We start from the raw sequence: 16696 nt of genomic DNA, 5'->3' as shown, positions 1-16696 counted from the left end.
CGTCCCGGGCTGCATTCCCACGCAGAGCGTGGGAACGATCACTAGGGGGGCGTTTATCAGGCGCCGACGATCCCGCCATCCTCGCGGGAAATCGCCATCACCGACGACCGTGGCTTGCCATTCGGCAGATGCTCAGGGAACGTCGATCCCCCGTTCTCTCCCGGATGCTGAATCCCGACAAAGAGCGTCTTCTGATCCGGCGAAAAGCTGATCCCCGTGACCTCACAGCCAACCGGCCCAACCATGAACCGACGAATCTCTCCGGTCACCGGGTCGGCACACAGCATCTGGTTGTTACCCATACCGGCAAAATCCCCGGCATTGCTCGAGTCGCCATCAGTGAGAATCCACAACCGTCCGGCCTTGTCGAAGCCCAGGCCATCCGGACTGTTGAACATGTTTTGTGGCGTGATGTTCGACGAGCCGCCCTTCGGCGTACCGGCGTGAACGCCCGGGTTGCCGGCGACCACAAACAGGTCCCAGGCAAAGCTTTTCGAGCCGTGATCGTCGCGGTCAGTGCGCCAGCGCAAAATCTGCCCGTAAACGTTCTTCTCGCGCGGGTTCGGCCCGCCCACGGGTTGGCCGTCTTCGCCGCGCTTGGCGTTGTTGGTCAGGGTGCAATAAACCTGGCCATCCTTGGGGCTGACGACGATCCATTCCGGCCGGTCCATGCGCGTGGCCTTCACCACGCTGGCCGCGAGGCGCGCGTGAATCAGCACTTCGGCCTGATCGGCAAAACCGCTGCTGGCGTCGATGCCGTTTTTACCGTGGGTCAGTTCGATCCACTCGCCCTGGCCTTTCGGATGATCGGCGTTGCTGTCGCCCGCATCGAAGCGCGCCACATACAAGGTGCCGTGGTCTAGCAGATCGCGGTTGGCCTTGGGGTTTTTGTGGTTGATCTTGTCGCGGCTGACGAATTTGTAGATGAACTCGCCGCGCTCATCGTCGCCCATGTACACCACGGCGTGACCGTCATGGGTTTCAGCCAGCGCAGCGTTTTCATGTTTGAAGCGGCCCAGGGCCGTGCGCTTGACCGGCGTCGATTGCGGATCGAACGGGTCGATTTCCACGACCCAGCCGTGACGGTTGAGCTCGTTGGGGTTCTTCGCCAGGTCGAACCGCTCATCGTGTTGATGCCAGTTGATCTCTTTACTGGCCGCCACTGCGCCGTAGCGCTTCTGTGCGGCATCGAATTTCTGCTCGGCGTTGCTGCTGCCGAAGCAATCGGTGAAGTTCTCTTCGCACGTCAGGTAAGTGCCCCACGGCGTCATGCCGTTGGCGCAGTTCTGGAAGGTGCCGAGGACATTCTTGCCGTGCGGGTCTGCACTGGTTTTCACCAGCGCGTGGCCGGCGGCCGGGCCGCTCAGACTGATCGGTGCATTGCCGTGAATGCGCCGGTTGTAGCGCGAGCCCTGGACGAATTGCCATTGGCCGTTCTTGCGCTGCACTTCGATCACCGACACGCCTTCGCAAGCCAAGGCTTTGTGCACGTCCCCGGCTGATTGCGGCATGCCGCCGTGCGGGTAGAGATAACGGTAGTTGGTGTACTCGTTATTGATCGCCATCAGCGCCCGGTCTGTTTCACCCGGAAATTCGAACAGGCTCATGCCGTCGTTGTTGTCGCCGAACTGGACTTCCTGATGTTCGGCCGTGCCGTTGCCGCTCGGGTCGAATGCCGGGCCGTTCTTCTGCAGGGGTTGGCCCCAGCTGATCAGCACCGAAGACTTGTAGCCCGGCGGCAGGGTGATTGCGTCACTGGTGGCGGCGGGGATGCTGTCAAAACCCAACAGTTTGCTGGAGCCTGCGCTGACACTCGCGGCCAGCACGCTGCGGCTCAGCAGGTTGCCGCCGAGGAACATGGCGGCACCGCAGAGGGCGCCGGCGCTGATGAAACCACGACGGCTGAGGCCGACCATTTTCTCGAGGTCGGTGGATTGGTTGTCTTCTAATAGGCTCACATCAGGCTCCCTGCGGGTTTTTGCAGTCACCTTAATGAGCGTTAATGACACTTGTGTTTCAAAGCGGTGTACCGAGTAAAACGTTGGATGGCGCGAACTGCACCAGCACCGGTTTATCGGCGGCCAGACCGAGGGTTCTCAAGTGCAGCGGTTCGGCCAGCGCGCAGAGTGTCTGGCCATTGGGCAGGCCGATGCGCACTTCGCTGGGGCCGTCCTCGGCGTCGAGAATTTCTTCGATGATGCCCTTCAGAAAGTTGTTGCCCGGTGTTGCTTGTTGATCAATGCCCAGTAACTCCAGCCAACCGGCCTTGATCAGGGCCACGACTTCGGTGCCGGTCTCCAGCTCCAGGCGCAGGGTGCTGTCGTGCGTGATCTGCGCATCGAGGGTCAAGCCTTGGGCCAGTTCAAGGCGAATCCGGTCGTTGTGCCCTTGGGTATCAATCGCCACAACCTTGCCATGCAGTTGATTGCGCGCGCTGGTTCTGAGCATCAGTCGGCCAAGCAGGTCGAGATCGCTGGCATCTTCGGCGGCTTCCAGCACCTGGGCCTGCAAGGCTTGCAGTTTTTGATACAGGCGCAGCACTCGCTGGCCTTCGCTTGAAAGCTTGGCGCCACCACCGCCCTTGCCGCCGACGTTGCGTTCCACCAACGGTTTTTGCGCGAGGTTGTTCAACTCATCGATGGCGTCCCAAGCTGCTTTGTAACTCAGCCCCGCGCTTTTCGCGGCGCGGGTGATCGAGCCTTGTTCGGCGATGTGTTGCAGCAGCGCAATGCGCTGCGGACGACGGACAATGTGCTGCGACAACAACGTAGGCAAGGACATGGCAAGACGCTTTGGGCTGTGGCGATGGGAAGGACGTTGGCGGCTTGGGGCTCGGGAGTCAAGTCAGGGCGCATCGCCGGGTTTGGGCGTGCGGGCCAGGCAGTAGACGTCGACCCGCGCGGCGCCGGCCTCCATCAACAGGCGAGCCAGGGCCTGGGCCGTGGCGCCGGTGGTCAGCACGTCGTCCACTATCGCCAGGTGCCGACCCTTGATGGATGCCCCAGACACCAGGGCAAAGGCGTTGCGCAGGTTCTTTTTGCGAGCGTCGGCATTCAGGTCCTGTTGCGCGCTGGTGTCCTGAATCCTCAGCAGCAGTTTTTCATCGCAAGGAATGTCGAGGCTGCTACTGAGCCAGCGGGCTAGCATCGCCGCCTGGTTGAAACCCCGTTGGCGCAGGCGTTTTGCCGCAAGCGGAACAGGGACCAGAGCGTCAGGACGATCAAGATCCTCATCGAAGCGATGTTGCAGGAACTGCGCGAGAAGTTCGCCGAGCAGGCGGCCAAACGGCCACTTGGCGCTGTGCTTGAAGCGCGTGATCAATGTGTCCACCGGAAAGCTATACGTCCAGGGCGCGGCGACCCGCTCGAAGGCCGGCGGCAGCTTTAAACATGGGCCACACGTCAGGCCCGACGCAGGCAAGGGCAGGGCGCAGGTCTGACAGTGATCGCCCAGCCAGGGCAGGTCGGTTTCACAGGCCATGCAGATGGGCCTGACTTCTTCGGTGGCCTCGCTGCAGAGTAAGCAGTGTTGATCATTGTTTAACCAGATGTAAACCGGTCCTACGTATGGTGGTTGACAGCGCATCGCTCTTCCTTAAATATGCCGAACATCCGTGTCGCGTCTGTGGGTATTCCATCCCCCGACCGCTTGCCAAGCATAAAACAAAGGAAACGCCCATGAGCGCCAGCACCTCTGCAACCCTGCGTCATGACTGGTCTTTGGCCGAAGTCAAAGCACTCTTCGTTCAGCCATTCAACGACCTGTTGTTCCAGGCGCAAACGGTGCACCGCGCGCATTTCGACGCCAACCGTGTCCAGGTTTCCACCTTGCTGTCGATCAAGACCGGCGCCTGCCCGGAAGATTGCAAATATTGTCCGCAGTCCGGTCACTACAACACCGGCCTGGAAAAAGAAAAACTGATGGAAGTGCAGAAGGTCCTCGAAGAGGCCGCTCGCGCCAAGGCCATTGGTTCGACCCGTTTCTGCATGGGCGCGGCGTGGAAACACCCGTCGGCCAAAGACATGCCGTATGTGCTGGAAATGGTCAAAGGCGTGAAAGCCATGGGCCTGGAAACCTGCATGACCCTGGGTCGCCTGGATCAGGACCAGACCGTCGCTCTGGCTGACGCCGGCCTCGACTACTACAACCACAACCTCGATACCTCGCCGGAGTTCTACGGCAGCATCATCACCACCCGCACCTACAGCGAGCGCCTGCAAACCCTGGCCTACGTGCGTGAGTCCGGGATGAAGATCTGCTCCGGCGGCATCCTCGGCATGGGCGAGTCCCTCGATGACCGCGCCAATCTGCTGATCCAGCTGGCCAACCTGCCGGAACACCCAGAGTCGGTGCCAATCAACATGCTGGTGAAAGTCGCCGGTACGCCGCTGGAAAATGCCGAAGACATCGACCCGTTCGACTTCATCCGCATGCTCGCCGTCGCGCGCATCCTGATGCCGCAATCCCACGTGCGCCTGTCCGCCGGCCGCGAAGCGATGAACGAGCAGATGCAGGCCCTGGCGTTCTTTGCCGGTGCCAACTCGATTTTCTACGGCGAAAAACTGCTGACCACCGCCAACCCGCAGGCCGACAAGGACATGCAACTGTTCTCGCGCCTGGGGATCCTGCCGGAAGCGCGCGAAGAGCACGCGGACGAAGTGCATCAGGCCGCGATCGAACAAGCGCTGGTTGAGCAGAAGAGCAGCGAGCAGTTCTATAACGCGGCTGTTTAACGCTCCACTGATCCTTCTGAAGGAATGCAAAACCCTGTAGGAGTGAGCCTGCTCGCGATAGCATTTTAATATTCAACATAGATGTTGGATGTCATGGCCTTATCGCGAGCAAGCTCGCTCCCACAGGTACTGCGATCGCTACTGAATTCTGATCCACGAGGCCTGCATGTCTTTCGATCTCGCCGCACGCCTTGCTGCCCGTCGTGCCGAAAACCTCTACCGCCAGCGCCCATTGCTCGAAAGCCCTCAAGGCCCGGAAGTGGTGGTCGACGGTCAGCCGTTGCTGGCGTTCTGTAACAACGACTACCTGGGCCTGGCCAATCACCCGCAAGTGATCGAAGCCTGGCGCGCCGGTGCTGCCCGTTGGGGCGTTGGTGGTGGGGCGTCGCACCTGGTCATTGGCCACAGCACGCCCCATCACGCGCTGGAAGAAGCTTTGGCCGATTTGACGGGGCGCCCGCGTGCGCTGCTGTTCACCACCGGTTACATGGCCAACCTCGGCGCAGTTACCGCGTTGATCGGGCAGGGCGACACGGTGCTGGAAGACCGCCTCAACCATGCCTCGTTGCTGGATGCCGGGTTGTTGTCTGGCGCGCGTTTCAATCGTTATCTGCACAACGACGCGGCCAGTCTGGCCAAGCGTCTGGAGAAGGCGACCGGCAATACGCTGGTGGTCACCGACGGCGTGTTCAGCATGGACGGCGATATCGCCGACTTGCCGGCGCTGGCCCGGGAAGCCAAGGCCAAAGGCGCGTGGCTGATGGTCGATGACGCCCATGGCTTCGGTCCGCTGGGCGCGAATGGCGGCGGAATCGTCGAGCATTTCGGTCTGAGCCAGGAAGACGTGCCGGTATTGGTCGGTACCCTTGGCAAGGCGTTCGGAACGGCAGGTGCCTTTGTGGCTGGCAGCGAAGAGCTGATTGAGAGCCTGATCCAGTTTGCCCGCCCCTACATCTACACCACCAGCCAGCCACCGGCCTTGGCCTGCGCAACGTTGAAAAGCCTCGAGCTGCTGCGCGCTGAACATTGGCGTCGTGAGCATCTGAACGTCTTGATCCGCCAGTTCCGCCATGGCGCCGAACAGATCGGCCTGGAGTTGATGGACAGCTTCACGCCGATCCAGCCGATCATGATCGGCGATGCCGGGCGTGCGATGCGACTGTCGCAGATGCTGCGCGAGCGCGGGCTGATGGTCACGGCGATTCGACCGCCCACCGTGCCCGCCGGCAGCGCCCGTCTGCGCGTGACCCTGACCGCCGCCCACAGCGAGGCGCAGGTGCAGCTATTGTTGAATGGACTGGCCGATTGTTTTCAACAACTTGGACCGGAGCCAAACCATGCGTGATCGATTGATTCTGCTGCCCGGTTGGGGCCTCGGAATTTCACCGCTGGAACCTTTGGCGGCCGCCTTGCAGGGGCTGGATGAGCATCTGCGGGTCGAGATCGAGCCGTTGCCGGACATGGAATCGAGCGAGCTTGAAGAATGGCTCGATGAGCTGGATTCGACGATCCCGCAAGACGCCTGGCTCGGTGGTTGGTCCCTCGGTGGGATGCTTGCGTCTGAGCTGGCAGCGCGTCGGGGGGATCGTTGCTGTGGCTTGCTGACACTGGCGAGCAATCCCTGTTTCGTGGCTTGGGCTGGTTGGACCAATGCCATGCGCGAAGAGGATTTCAATGCCTTCCTCAACGGCTGTCGTGTTGATCCGGGCGCGACATTGAAGCGCTTCAGTCTGCTTTGCTCGCAGGGCTCTGCCGACCCACGATCCCTGGCGCGGCTCTTGTTGGCGGGCGCCCCCAAAACGTCCGGCCCAGTGCTGCTCAGTGGCCTGGAGTTGTTGGGTGGGTTGAGCACACGCCAGGCTTTGCTGGATTTTCAGGGCCCACAGTTGCATCTGTTTGCCGGCCATGACGGCCTGGTCCCGGCCGAAGCGGCCGGAGAACTTCTGGCCTTGCTGCCGGACGTCGAAATCGGTCTGATTGAACAGGCCAGCCATGCGTTTCTTCTGGAAGACCCCCACGGTGTGGCGGGGGCGATCCAGGCCTTTTTGCACGAGTCCGGTGATGACTGACTTATCTCTCCCCAATCTGCCCGGCGGTTTGCCCGACAAGCGCCAGGTGGCGGCCTCCTTCTCCCGCGCGGCGGCGAGTTACGACAGCGTGGCCGAATTGCAGCGCGATGTCGGCAGCCAGTTGTTGAGCCGTTTGCCCGGTGATTTTGTGCCGGGTGTCTGGCTGGATCTGGGGTGCGGTACCGGGCATTTCAGCCGGGCATTGAGCGAGCGTTTTCCTACGGGCAACGGACTGGCAATGGACATCGCCGAGGGCATGCTCAACCACGCCCGGCCATTGGGCGGCGCCAGCCATTTCATCGCCGGGGATGCGGAGCGTTTGCCGCTGCAGGATTCGACCTGTGATCTGATCTTCTCCAGCCTGGCGGTGCAATGGTGCGCGGATTTCGAATCGGTGCTCAGTGAGGCGTATCGGGCACTGAAGCCGGGTGGGATTTTCGCGTTTGCTAGTCTTTGTGTAGGGACGCTGTTTGAGTTGCGTGACAGCTGGCGTCAGGTGGATGGCATGGTGCACGTCAATCGCTTCCGCGAGTTCGGTGTTTATCAACAGCTGTGTGCCTCCAGCGGCTTGAGGGTTGTCAGTCTGCAAACCCGTGCTCATGTGTTGCATTACCCGGACGTGCGCAGCCTGACGCATGAACTCAAGGCGTTGGGTGCGCACAACTTGAACCCTGGTCGGCCGGGCGGTTTGACCGGGCGGGCGCGGATCCTCGGTTTGGTCGAGGCTTATGAGCAGTTTCGTCAGGCCGAAGGATTGCCGGCGACTTATCAGGTGGTCTACGCCGTGTTGGAGAAACCCGTATGAGCGCTGCTTATTTCATCACCGGCACGGACACCGATGTCGGCAAGACCACCATTGCTGCCGGCTTGTTGCATGCCGCGCGGTCGGCGGGCATGAGTACGGCGGCGGGCAAGCCGGTCGCTTCTGGCTGTGATGTGACGCCCAAGGGGTTGCGTAATTCCGATGCGCTGGCGCTGCTGGCCGAGTGTTCGTTGCCTTTGACTTATGCTCAGGTCAACCCGGTGGCATTCGAACCGCCAATCGCTCCGCACCTGGCCGCGCGGGAGGCGGGCGTGGCGCTGACGGTGCAATCCCTATTGGCGCCGATGCTCGAAATTCTCGACATGCAGGCGGATTTCACCTTGATCGAAGGTGCCGGCGGCTGGCGCGTGCCGTTGGCGGATCAGGACAATCTGTCGGATCTGGCGATGGCTTTGGATCTGCCGGTGATCCTGGTGGTCGGCGTGCGACTGGGTTGCATCAATCATGCGCTGCTGACCGCTGAGGCAATTGCCCAGGACGGTTTGCAGCTGGCGGGATGGGTGGCCAACATCATCGATCCGAAAACCTCGCGCCTGGAAGAGAACCTCGCGACCCTCGCCGAGCGAATTCCCGCGCCTTGCCTTGGGCGAGTGCCGAAACTCAAATCGGTGACTGCAGAAGCGGTGGCGGAACATCTGCAACTGGATTTGCTGGATTGAGATTTTGCCTATGACAAGGCACTGTGCCATTAGTGTTTTTGTCGGGCCTTTTGCCATCAGGTCTGGTTCAATGGCCGCCATTGATCCTTTGTAGGACGAGTTCCCCTATGGAAATCTCAGGAAACACCGCTTTTTATGCCGGTCTGAGCACTATTCAGACAGGGCAGAACCGTGTCGATCAGGCTTCCAGCCAGATCGCCAGCAGCACCATCGAGCGTTCGGTGACCAGCCAGTCTTCCGAGGTTCAGGTAGACCGCCTGCGTTCGGTTGATCGCAGCCAGCAATCGGACCTGGCCAGCAATATGGTCGAGATGGCACAGGGCAAGTTTCAGGTTGAGGCTGGCGCCAAAGTCGCCAAAGCTTCCGATGAAGTGCTTGGTACGCTGATCGATACCTTCGCATGATCCCTCGCTGAATCCGCATCACTAAAACGCCGCGACTATTCGCGGCGTTTTTGTGCGTAAGTCCTTCTCCCTCAACTAATCTTTCCTGCATGGCCTGTTGCGTTGTCAACAGCAGCAGCGTGGCTGTGTGTCCGGCATTTGCGTGGCGTGATGACGAACGGCAAAAGATCGGCGCTTGACAAGTTTTGGGCGTAAACGTATGTTTCAAACAACTGTTTGACCGTCACAACAAATCAACACGGTCGTTCATTCCCGGTTACATCAGCAGAGGTTTATCGCTATGCCTGACTACAAGGCCCCCTTGCGTGATATTCGCTTCGTTCGTGACGAACTGCTCGGCTACGAAGCGCACTATCAGAGCCTTCCGGCTTGCGCGGACGCGACTCCGGAGATGGTTGACGCCATTCTCAAAGAAGGCGCCAAGTTTTGTGAGCAGGTGCTGGCTCCGCTGAACCGCGTGGGTGACACCGAAGGCTGCACCTGGAGCGAGTCCGGCGTTAAGACCCCGACTGGCTTCAAAGAAGCCTACAAGCAATTCGTTGAAGGCGGCTGGCCAAGCCTGGCCCATGACGTAGAGCACGGCGGCCAAGGCCTGCCGGAGTCTTTGGGTCTGGCCGTCAGCGAAATGGTTGGCGAAGCCAACTGGTCGTGGGGCATGTACCCAGGCCTGTCGCACGGCGCGATGAACACCATTTCCGAGCACGGTACGCCTGAGCAGCAAGAGGCTTACCTGACCAAACTGGTGTCCGGCGAATGGACCGGCACCATGTGCCTGACCGAACCGCACTGCGGCACCGACCTGGGCATGTTGCGCACCAAGGCCGAACCTCAGGCCGACGGTTCCTACAAAGTCTCCGGCACCAAGATCTTCATCTCGGCCGGTGAACACGACATGGCCGACAACATCGTCCACATCGTGCTGGCTCGCCTGCCGGATGCACCGGCTGGCACCAAAGGCATTTCGTTGTTCATCGTGCCGAAGTTCATGCCGAACGCTGACGGTTCGATTGGCGCACGCAACGCCGTGACCTGTGGTTCCCTGGAACACAAGATGGGCATCCACGGCAACGCCACCTGCGTGATGAACTTCGACGCGGCCACCGGTTACCTGATCGGCCCGGCGAACAAAGGTCTGAACTGCATGTTCACCTTCATGAACACCGCACGTCTGGGCACCGCGCTGCAAGGTCTGGCCCACGCCGAGATCGGCTTCCAGGGCGGCCTGAAATACGCTCGCGATCGTCTGCAAATGCGTTCGCTGACTGGCCCGAAAGCGCCGGAAAAAGCCGCTGACCCGATCATCGTTCACCCTGACGTCCGTCGCATGCTGTTGACCATGAAAGCGTTCGCCGAAGGCAACCGCGCGATGGTTTACTTCACCGCCAAGCAAGTCGACATCGTCAAATACGGCGTAGATGAAGAAGAGAAGAAGAAAGCCGACGCACTGCTGGCCTTCATGACCCCGATCGCCAAAGCCTTCATGACTGAAGTCGGCTTCGAATCCGCCAACCACGGCGTGCAAATCTACGGCGGCCACGGCTTCATCGCCGAGTGGGGCATGGAGCAGAACGTTCGCGACAGCCGCATTTCGATGCTGTACGAAGGCACCACCGGTATCCAGGCACTCGACCTGCTGGGTCGTAAAGTGCTGATGACTCAAGGCGAAGCCCTGAAAGGCTTCACCAAGATCGTCCACAAGTTCTGCCAGACCAACGAAGGCAACGAAGCGGTCAAAGAGTTCGTCGAGCCATTGGCTGCGCTGAACAAAGAATGGGGCGAGCTGACCATGAAGGTCGGTATGGCTGCCATGAAAGATCGCGAAGAAGTCGGCGCGGCGTCGGTGGACTACCTGATGTACTCCGGTTACGCCTGCCTGGCCTACTTCTGGGCTGACATGGCGCGTCTGGCTGCCGAGAAACTGGCTGCCGGCACTACCGAAGAGGCGTTCTACACCGCCAAGCTGCAGACTGCGCGCTTCTACTTCCAGCGCATCCTGCCGCGTACCCGCACTCACGTTGCAACCATGCTGTCGGGTGCCAACAACTTGATGGACATGAAAGAAGAGGACTTCGCGCTGGGCTACTAAGCCTTAACGCAGTTCTTCACGAAGCCGCTATCCCTTCGGGGGTAGCGGCTTTTTTGTGCTTGGAAAAAGTAAAAGCAATCGCCCGCGATCTTTGATGGGAGCCAGGCACTTCCCATCCGGTCTGCGTCCACTGACACACCCGCTAAAAAAACCTGGCAATTGACTCAGTAAGTCGGCATTTCTGCCGTTACAGTAGGTGGGCACAATGCCATCTATTGTCATGACGGTCGGAGCTTTACCCTTGCCGCGTTCTTCCGCTGTACGTTTCAGCCATTTCCTACCGTCGTTACTGCTTTTACTTGCGGGGCTTGCGGCCGCCTACATCAAGGACCTCAACGTCTTTTTCACCTCGCTATTCAATGTGCTGCCCACTCTGGTGCTATTGCTCGGCGGTGCGTACTGCGCGGTTTACCGACGTCAGCGCGAACTGTTTCTGATGGTGACGGTGTACATCGCCTACTTTCTGCTCGACACCCAGACCGATTATTACCGCGACAACGGCAAGGTCCGTGATGACGCAGCAGTGGTGTTCCACCTGTGTTGCCTGCTGCTGCCGCTGTTGTTCGGCGTATTCGCTGCCTGGCAGGAGCGCACCCACTTGTTTCAGGACATGGTGGCGCGCTTCGCGGTGTTGCTGGCCGTCGGCAGTGTCGCGTTGGGGCTGGAGCAAAGTTATCCCCAGGCCTTGCTGATGTGGCTGTCGGAAATTCGCTGGCCAGCGCTGCATGGCGCCTGGATGAGCCTGATCCAGTTGTCCTATCCCGTGTTCATCGCCTCGTTCCTGCTGCTGAGCTGGCAGTACTGGCGTAACCCGAGACCCTTGCACGCCGCACAACTGGTGGGGTTGCTCGGGTTGTTCTGGGCGCTGCCGAAAACTTTCATCCTGCCGTTCACCCTGAACATCATGTGCAGCCAGGTGATGTTGATGATTGCCGCAGCGGTCGCCCACGAGGCCTATCAAATGGCTTTCCGCGACGAGCTCACCGGTCTGCCGGGGCGCCGCGCCTTGAACGAGCGGATGCAGCGGCTGGGGCGCAATTACGTGCTGGCCATGAGCGACGTCGATCACTTCAAGAAATTCAACGACACCCACGGTCACGATGTCGGAGATCAGGTGTTGCGACTGGTCGCCAGCAAGCTGTCGAAAATCGGCGGAGGCGGTAGGGCGTATCGCTACGGCGGTGAGGAATTTGCCCTGGTATTCGCGGGCAAGACTCTCGAAGAGTGCATGCCGCACCTGGAAGTCATCCGCGAATCCATCGCGACGTACAACATTCAATTGCGCAATCAGGACGCCCGCCCGCAAGACGACCAGCAAGGTCGCCAGCGTCGCGCGGGGTCGGGCGCTTCAAGCGTGTCGGTGACCGTGAGCATCGGCGTCGCTGAACGTGTGGAGCAGCGCACCCCGGAAAAAGTGCTCAAGTCCGCTGACGAAGCGCTCTACAGCGCCAAGGGCGCCGGGCGAAATTGTGTGGTGGCCTTCGGTCAGACTCGCCGTGGCGCGGTGCGCATGGACGCCGCTGCGGGTTGAGTGATGATGGCGCATTCAGCGTCTGGACTGTGATTGTGAGGCAGGGTGGGCGGCAGTAGGTTTGAACGATCTGCTGACGGAGAAACGACCATGCCTGAGTACAAAGCTCCCTTGCGCGACATGCGCTTTTTGATCGACCACGTCTTCGACTTCCACGCCAACTACGCCGCGCTCGGCGCCACCGATGCCAGCCCGGACATGATCAATGCGATCCTCGAAGAAGGCGCAAAGTTCTGTGAGAACGTTCTGGCGCCGCTGAATCGCAGCGGCGACGAAGAAGGCTGCCATTTCGACAACGGCGTGGTGACAACGCCTACAGGCTTCAAGCAGGCTTTCGCGCAATACGTGGAAGGTGGCTGGCATGGTCTGGCGGCTGATCCGGCTTATGGCGGCCAGGGTTTGCCAAGTTCACTGGGTCTGGTCATCAGTGAAATGGTCGGCTCCAGCAATACCTCGTGGGGCATGTACCCCGGCTTGACCCATGGCGCAATGTCGGCCATCCACGCGCATGGCACCGAGCAGCAGAAGAACACCTACCTGAGCAAGCTGACGGCTGGCCAATGGACCGGCACCATGTGCCTGACCGAGGCGCATTGCGGCACTGACCTGGGCATCATCAAAACCCGTGCCGTGCCTTCAGCCGACGGCAGTTACGCGATTTCCGGCAGCAAGATCTTCATCTCGGCCGGCGAACACGACATGAGCGACAACATCATTCATCTGGTGTTGGCGAAACTGCCGGACGCTCCGGCAGGCACCAAGGGCATTTCCCTGTTCATCGTTCCCAAATTCCTACCCGATGCCGAGGGTGAAGCCGGCGAGCGCAACGGCGTTTCCTGCGGCTCGATCGAACACAAAATGGGCATCAAGGCCTCGGCCACCTGCGTGCTGAATTTCGACGAGGCCAAGGGTTTCTTGATCGGCGAGCCGAACAAGGGCTTGAACTGCATGTTCACCATGATGAACCACGCACGGCTCGGCACCGGCATGCAGGGTTTGTGTCTGGGTGAGGCGAGTTTCCAGGGCGCCATCAAGTACGCCAACGATCGCCTGCAAATGCGCGCGCTGACCGGCCCGAAAGCACCGGAAAAAGCCGCCGACCCGATCATCGTGCATCCTGACGTGCGCCGGATGTTGCTGACCATGAAAGCCTTCAACGAAGGCAACCGCGCGCTGACCTATTTCACCGCGCAATTGCTGGACGTGGCGCACTTGAGCCCGGATGAAACGGCGCGCCAGGACGCCGAAGACCTTCTGGCATTCCTCACGCCTATCTGCAAAGCCTTCATGACCGATACCGGGCTGGAAGTGACCAACCACGGCATGCAAGTGTTTGGCGGTCACGGCTTCATCCGTGAATGGGGCATGGAGCAGCTGGTTCGCGACTGCCGGATCGCGCCGATCTACGAAGGCACCAACGGCATTCAGGCGCTGGATCTGCTCGGGCGCAAAGTGCTTGGCAGCCAGGGCAAACTGCTGCGTGGCTTCACCAAAATCGTCCACAAGTTCTGCGCGGCGAATGCCGAGCATCCACAACTGGCCAGCTATGTGGCGCAACTCAATGGACTGAATCAGCAATGGGGCGAGTTGACCACCAAGGTCGGCATGGCCGCGATGAAGAATCCGGACGAAGTCGGTGCGGCGTCGGTGGATTATTTGATGTACAGCGGTTACATCATTCTCGGCTATCTGTGGCTGCGCATGGCGCTGGTGGCCCAGGCGCAACTCGACGCGGGCAGCGGTGATGCCGATTATTGTCAGGGCAAACTGGCAACCAGCGAGTTTTACTTCAAGCGTTTGCTGCCACGCACTGCCGCTCATCGGGCGGCCATCGAAGCAGGGAGCGATTGCCTGATGAAACTACCGGCGGAGCTGTTTGCGCTTTAAATCTTTAAAACCAGTGACAAAGGAGCCCGCATTATTGCGGGCTTTTTTATGACTGTTTAGTCAGTGACTAAACATTACAAAACGGTCACTGGCTGACCCTATGTGTCGCAAAAGTTGTTGGGTTACACTCGGACCCAACGAAAACACCATTCCCACGAATCACCTGTTTAGATCTTGCGAGGTTTGCCATGGCTGACTACAAAGCGCCCCTGCGCGATATGCGCTTCGTTCTCAATGAAGTCTTCGAGGTCGCCAAACTCTGGGCCGAGCTGCCTGCGCTGGCCGAGACCGTCGATGCGGAAACGGTCGAAGCCATCCTCGAAGAGGCCGGCAAGGTCACCAGCAAAAGCATCGCACCCCTGAGTCGTGCGGCTGACGAAGAAGGTTGCCATTGGGCGGACGGTGCCGTCACCACGCCGGCAGGTTTCCCACAGGCTTATCAGACGTATGCCGAAGGCGGCTGGGTTGGCGTCGGCGGCGATCCGACCTACGGCGGCATGGGCATGCCCAAGGCCGTGTCGGCGCAAGTCGAAGAAATGGTCAACTCTGCCAGCCTGTCCTTCGGTCTGTACCCGATGCTGACCGCCGGCGCCTGCCTCTCGATCAACGCCCACGCCAGCGAAGAGCTGAAAGCCGCGTACCTGCCGAACATGTACGCCGGCGTCTGGGCCGGCTCCATGTGCCTGACCGAGCCGCACGCCGGTACGGACCTGGGGATTATCCGCACCAAGGCCGAGCCTCAGGCCGACGGTTCCTACAAAGTCAGCGGCACCAAGATCTTCATCACCGGCGGCGAACACGACCTGACCGAAAACATCATCCATCTGGTGCTGGCCAAACTGCCCGACGCACCGGCGGGGCCGAAAGGCATTTCGCTGTTCCTGGTGCCGAAGTTCATGGTCAATGCCGATGGCAGCCTGGGCGCGCGCAACCCGGCGAACTGCGGCTCGATCGAACACAAGATGGGTATCCAGGCCTCCGCGACGTGCGTGATGAACTTCGACGAAGCCGTGGGTTACCTGATCGGCGAGCCGAACAAAGGCCTGGCGGCGATGTTCACCATGATGAACTACGAGCGTCTGGGCGTCGGTATCCAAGGCCTGGCCACCGGCGAGCGTTCCTACCAGAACGCCGTCGAATACGCCCGCGACCGTCTGCAAAGCCGTTCGCCGACCGGCGCGCAGAACAAGGACAAGGTCGCGGACCCGATCATCGTCCACCCGGACGTGCGTCGCATGTTGCTGACCATGAAAGCCTCGAACGAAGGCAGTCGTGCGTTTTCCACTTACGTGGCCATGCAACTGGACACCGCCAAGTTCAGCGAAGACGCCACCACCCGCAAACGCGCGGAAGATCTGGTCGCTTTGCTGACTCCGGTGGCCAAGGCGTTCCTGACCGACCTCGGTCTGGAAACCACCGTGCACGGCCAGCAGGTGTTCGGCGGCCACGGTTACATCCGTGAGTGGGGCCAGGAGCAACTGGTGCGCGACGTGCGCATCACCCAGATCTACGAAGGCACCAACGGCATTCAGGCGCTGGACCTTGTAGGACGCAAGATCGTCGGCACGGGCGGGGCGTTCTACAACCTGTTCGCGGACGAGATCCGTCACTTCACCGCCACTGCCAGCGCTGACTTGGCAGAGTTCACCAAGCCGCTGAACGATGCCGTGACCACCCTCGACGAACTGACCGCGTGGTTGCTGGACCGGGCAAAAAACAACCCGAACGAAATCGGCGCGGCGTCGGTCGAGTACCTGCAAACCTTCGGTTATGTGGCGTACGGCTACATGTGGGCACTGATGGCCAAGGCGGCCCTCGGCAAAGAAGCGCAGGACGATTTCTACGCGAGCAAGCTGGGCACGGCGCGGTTCTATTTCGCCCGTCTGCTGCCGCGTATTCACTCGCTGAGTGCGTCGGTGAAGGCGGGGAGCGAATCGCTGTTCCTGCTGGATGCCGGACAGTTCTGACCGGTAGCGTCATGTAAGCATTCTCTTACATGACGTGCTGCTGTTCTCCCATAGGCGAAGATTGGATCCAGAGCTAATCTACTTCACATGGACGTCGCGCAGGAAGCGCAAAGCAACAACACGGACACGTAGGATTCTGCCAGGACGGTGGAGTGAAATGGATGTCAGGGAAACAGTCTGCAAAGCCCCGCTTCGGCGGGGTTTTCTTTTGCCCGCAGAAAAGTATTCAGCTCCGCCCGTCGAGCGTGGTCGAGTTGTTCAAGTGTTCAGCCCGTTGTGTCTGCCAGATCTGCCGTACTTGAACCCTGACGGTCACCGCAGGTCGATTAGCTGTAGGGCTTTCACGAGCCCACTTCAAATCAGGAGCTGCCCCATGGATTTCATTCGCATCATCATTGCCATTCTGTTGCCACCCCTGGGTGTGTTTCTGCAAGTCGGTTTCGCCGGCGCGTTCTGGCTGAATATTCTGCTGACACTGTGCGGTTACATTCCGGGGATCGTGCATGCGGTGTACATCATTGCCAAGCGCTGAGTTCT

14 protein-coding genes are annotated in these 16696 nt (G+C 60.2%); 11 read left to right on the top strand and 3 right to left on the bottom strand.

The features are described from left to right. Positions 1–56: 56 nt before the first annotated feature. The 3 genes from ACIQV9_RS24625 to ACIQV9_RS24615 form a co-directional block, all read right to left on the bottom strand. Complete coding sequence (locus ACIQV9_RS24625; protein ID WP_403107072.1) at positions 57–1958, bottom strand: PhoX family protein; 1902 nt, start codon at positions 1956–1958, stop codon at positions 57–59. Positions 1959–2016: 58 nt separating this feature from the next. Then, complete coding sequence (locus ACIQV9_RS24620) at positions 2017–2781, bottom strand: TOBE domain-containing protein (protein ID WP_403107069.1); 765 nt, start codon at positions 2779–2781, stop codon at positions 2017–2019. A gap of 63 nt (positions 2782–2844) precedes the next feature. After that, positions 2845–3585 (bottom strand): ComF family protein, encoded by a 741-nt coding sequence (locus tag ACIQV9_RS24615; protein ID WP_403107067.1) that lies wholly within the window; start codon positions 3583–3585, stop codon positions 2845–2847. A 92-nt stretch (positions 3586–3677) separates the two neighbouring features. On the opposite strand from ACIQV9_RS24615, the gene bioB reads away from it, so the two are divergent. The 11 genes from bioB (at position 3678) to ACIQV9_RS24560 (ending at position 16691) form a co-directional block, all read left to right on the top strand. Next, the gene (gene bioB, locus ACIQV9_RS24610; RefSeq protein WP_010467114.1) at positions 3678–4733 is read left to right on the top strand and encodes a biotin synthase BioB; all 1056 of its coding nucleotides are present in this window, start codon (positions 3678–3680) and stop codon (positions 4731–4733) included. Positions 4734–4899: 166 nt separating this feature from the next. Continuing rightward, on the top strand, positions 4900–6078 hold the full coding sequence (gene bioF, locus ACIQV9_RS24605) for an 8-amino-7-oxononanoate synthase (protein WP_403107064.1): 1179 nt from the start codon (positions 4900–4902) through the stop codon (positions 6076–6078). Next, positions 6071–6802 (top strand): alpha/beta fold hydrolase, encoded by a 732-nt coding sequence (locus ACIQV9_RS24600; protein WP_403107061.1) that lies wholly within the window; start codon positions 6071–6073, stop codon positions 6800–6802. Before bioF ends, ACIQV9_RS24600 begins: the two co-directional genes overlap by 8 nt. Further along, positions 6795–7607: a malonyl-ACP O-methyltransferase BioC gene (gene bioC, locus ACIQV9_RS24595; protein ID WP_403107058.1), complete on the top strand. Its 813-nt coding sequence runs from the start codon at positions 6795–6797 to the stop codon at positions 7605–7607. The genes ACIQV9_RS24600 and bioC overlap by 8 nt, the downstream gene beginning before the upstream one ends. Continuing rightward, a complete protein-coding gene (gene bioD / locus ACIQV9_RS24590) occupies positions 7604–8284 on the top strand; it encodes a dethiobiotin synthase (RefSeq protein ID WP_403107055.1) in 681 nt (226 codons plus the stop codon). The genes bioC and bioD overlap by 4 nt, the downstream gene beginning before the upstream one ends. Before the next feature lie 107 nt (positions 8285–8391). After that, positions 8392–8688 (top strand): pyrroloquinoline quinone biosynthesis protein PqqE, encoded by a 297-nt coding sequence (locus tag ACIQV9_RS24585; protein WP_403107053.1) that lies wholly within the window; start codon positions 8392–8394, stop codon positions 8686–8688. 280 nt (positions 8689–8968) lie between these two features. Continuing rightward, positions 8969–10774 (top strand): phenylacyl-CoA dehydrogenase, encoded by a 1806-nt coding sequence (locus tag ACIQV9_RS24580; protein ID WP_403107050.1) that lies wholly within the window; start codon positions 8969–8971, stop codon positions 10772–10774. Positions 10775–11015: 241 nt separating this feature from the next. Continuing rightward, positions 11016–12305: a GGDEF domain-containing protein gene (locus ACIQV9_RS24575; RefSeq protein WP_403107048.1), complete on the top strand. Its 1290-nt coding sequence runs from the start codon at positions 11016–11018 to the stop codon at positions 12303–12305. Positions 12306–12395: 90 nt separating this feature from the next. Next, the gene (locus tag ACIQV9_RS24570) at positions 12396–14192 is read left to right on the top strand and encodes an acyl-CoA dehydrogenase C-terminal domain-containing protein (protein WP_403107045.1); all 1797 of its coding nucleotides are present in this window, start codon (positions 12396–12398) and stop codon (positions 14190–14192) included. A gap of 188 nt (positions 14193–14380) precedes the next feature. After that, a complete protein-coding gene (locus ACIQV9_RS24565; protein ID WP_403107042.1) occupies positions 14381–16159 on the top strand; it encodes an acyl-CoA dehydrogenase C-terminal domain-containing protein in 1779 nt (592 codons plus the stop codon). Positions 16160–16532: 373 nt separating this feature from the next. Continuing rightward, positions 16533–16691 carry a YqaE/Pmp3 family membrane protein gene (locus ACIQV9_RS24560; protein WP_007904205.1) on the top strand — a complete coding sequence of 53 codons (159 nt, stop codon included), beginning with the start codon at positions 16533–16535 and terminating at the stop codon, positions 16689–16691. Positions 16692–16696: the final 5 nt, after the last annotated feature.

Source organism: Pseudomonas sp. NPDC099000 (assembly GCF_044759925.1).
Lineage (GTDB): Bacteria > Pseudomonadota > Gammaproteobacteria > Pseudomonadales > Pseudomonadaceae > Aquipseudomonas.
Note: the sequence above shows the minus strand (reverse complement) of the source record. Positions and strands in the feature narration are given on the sequence as shown.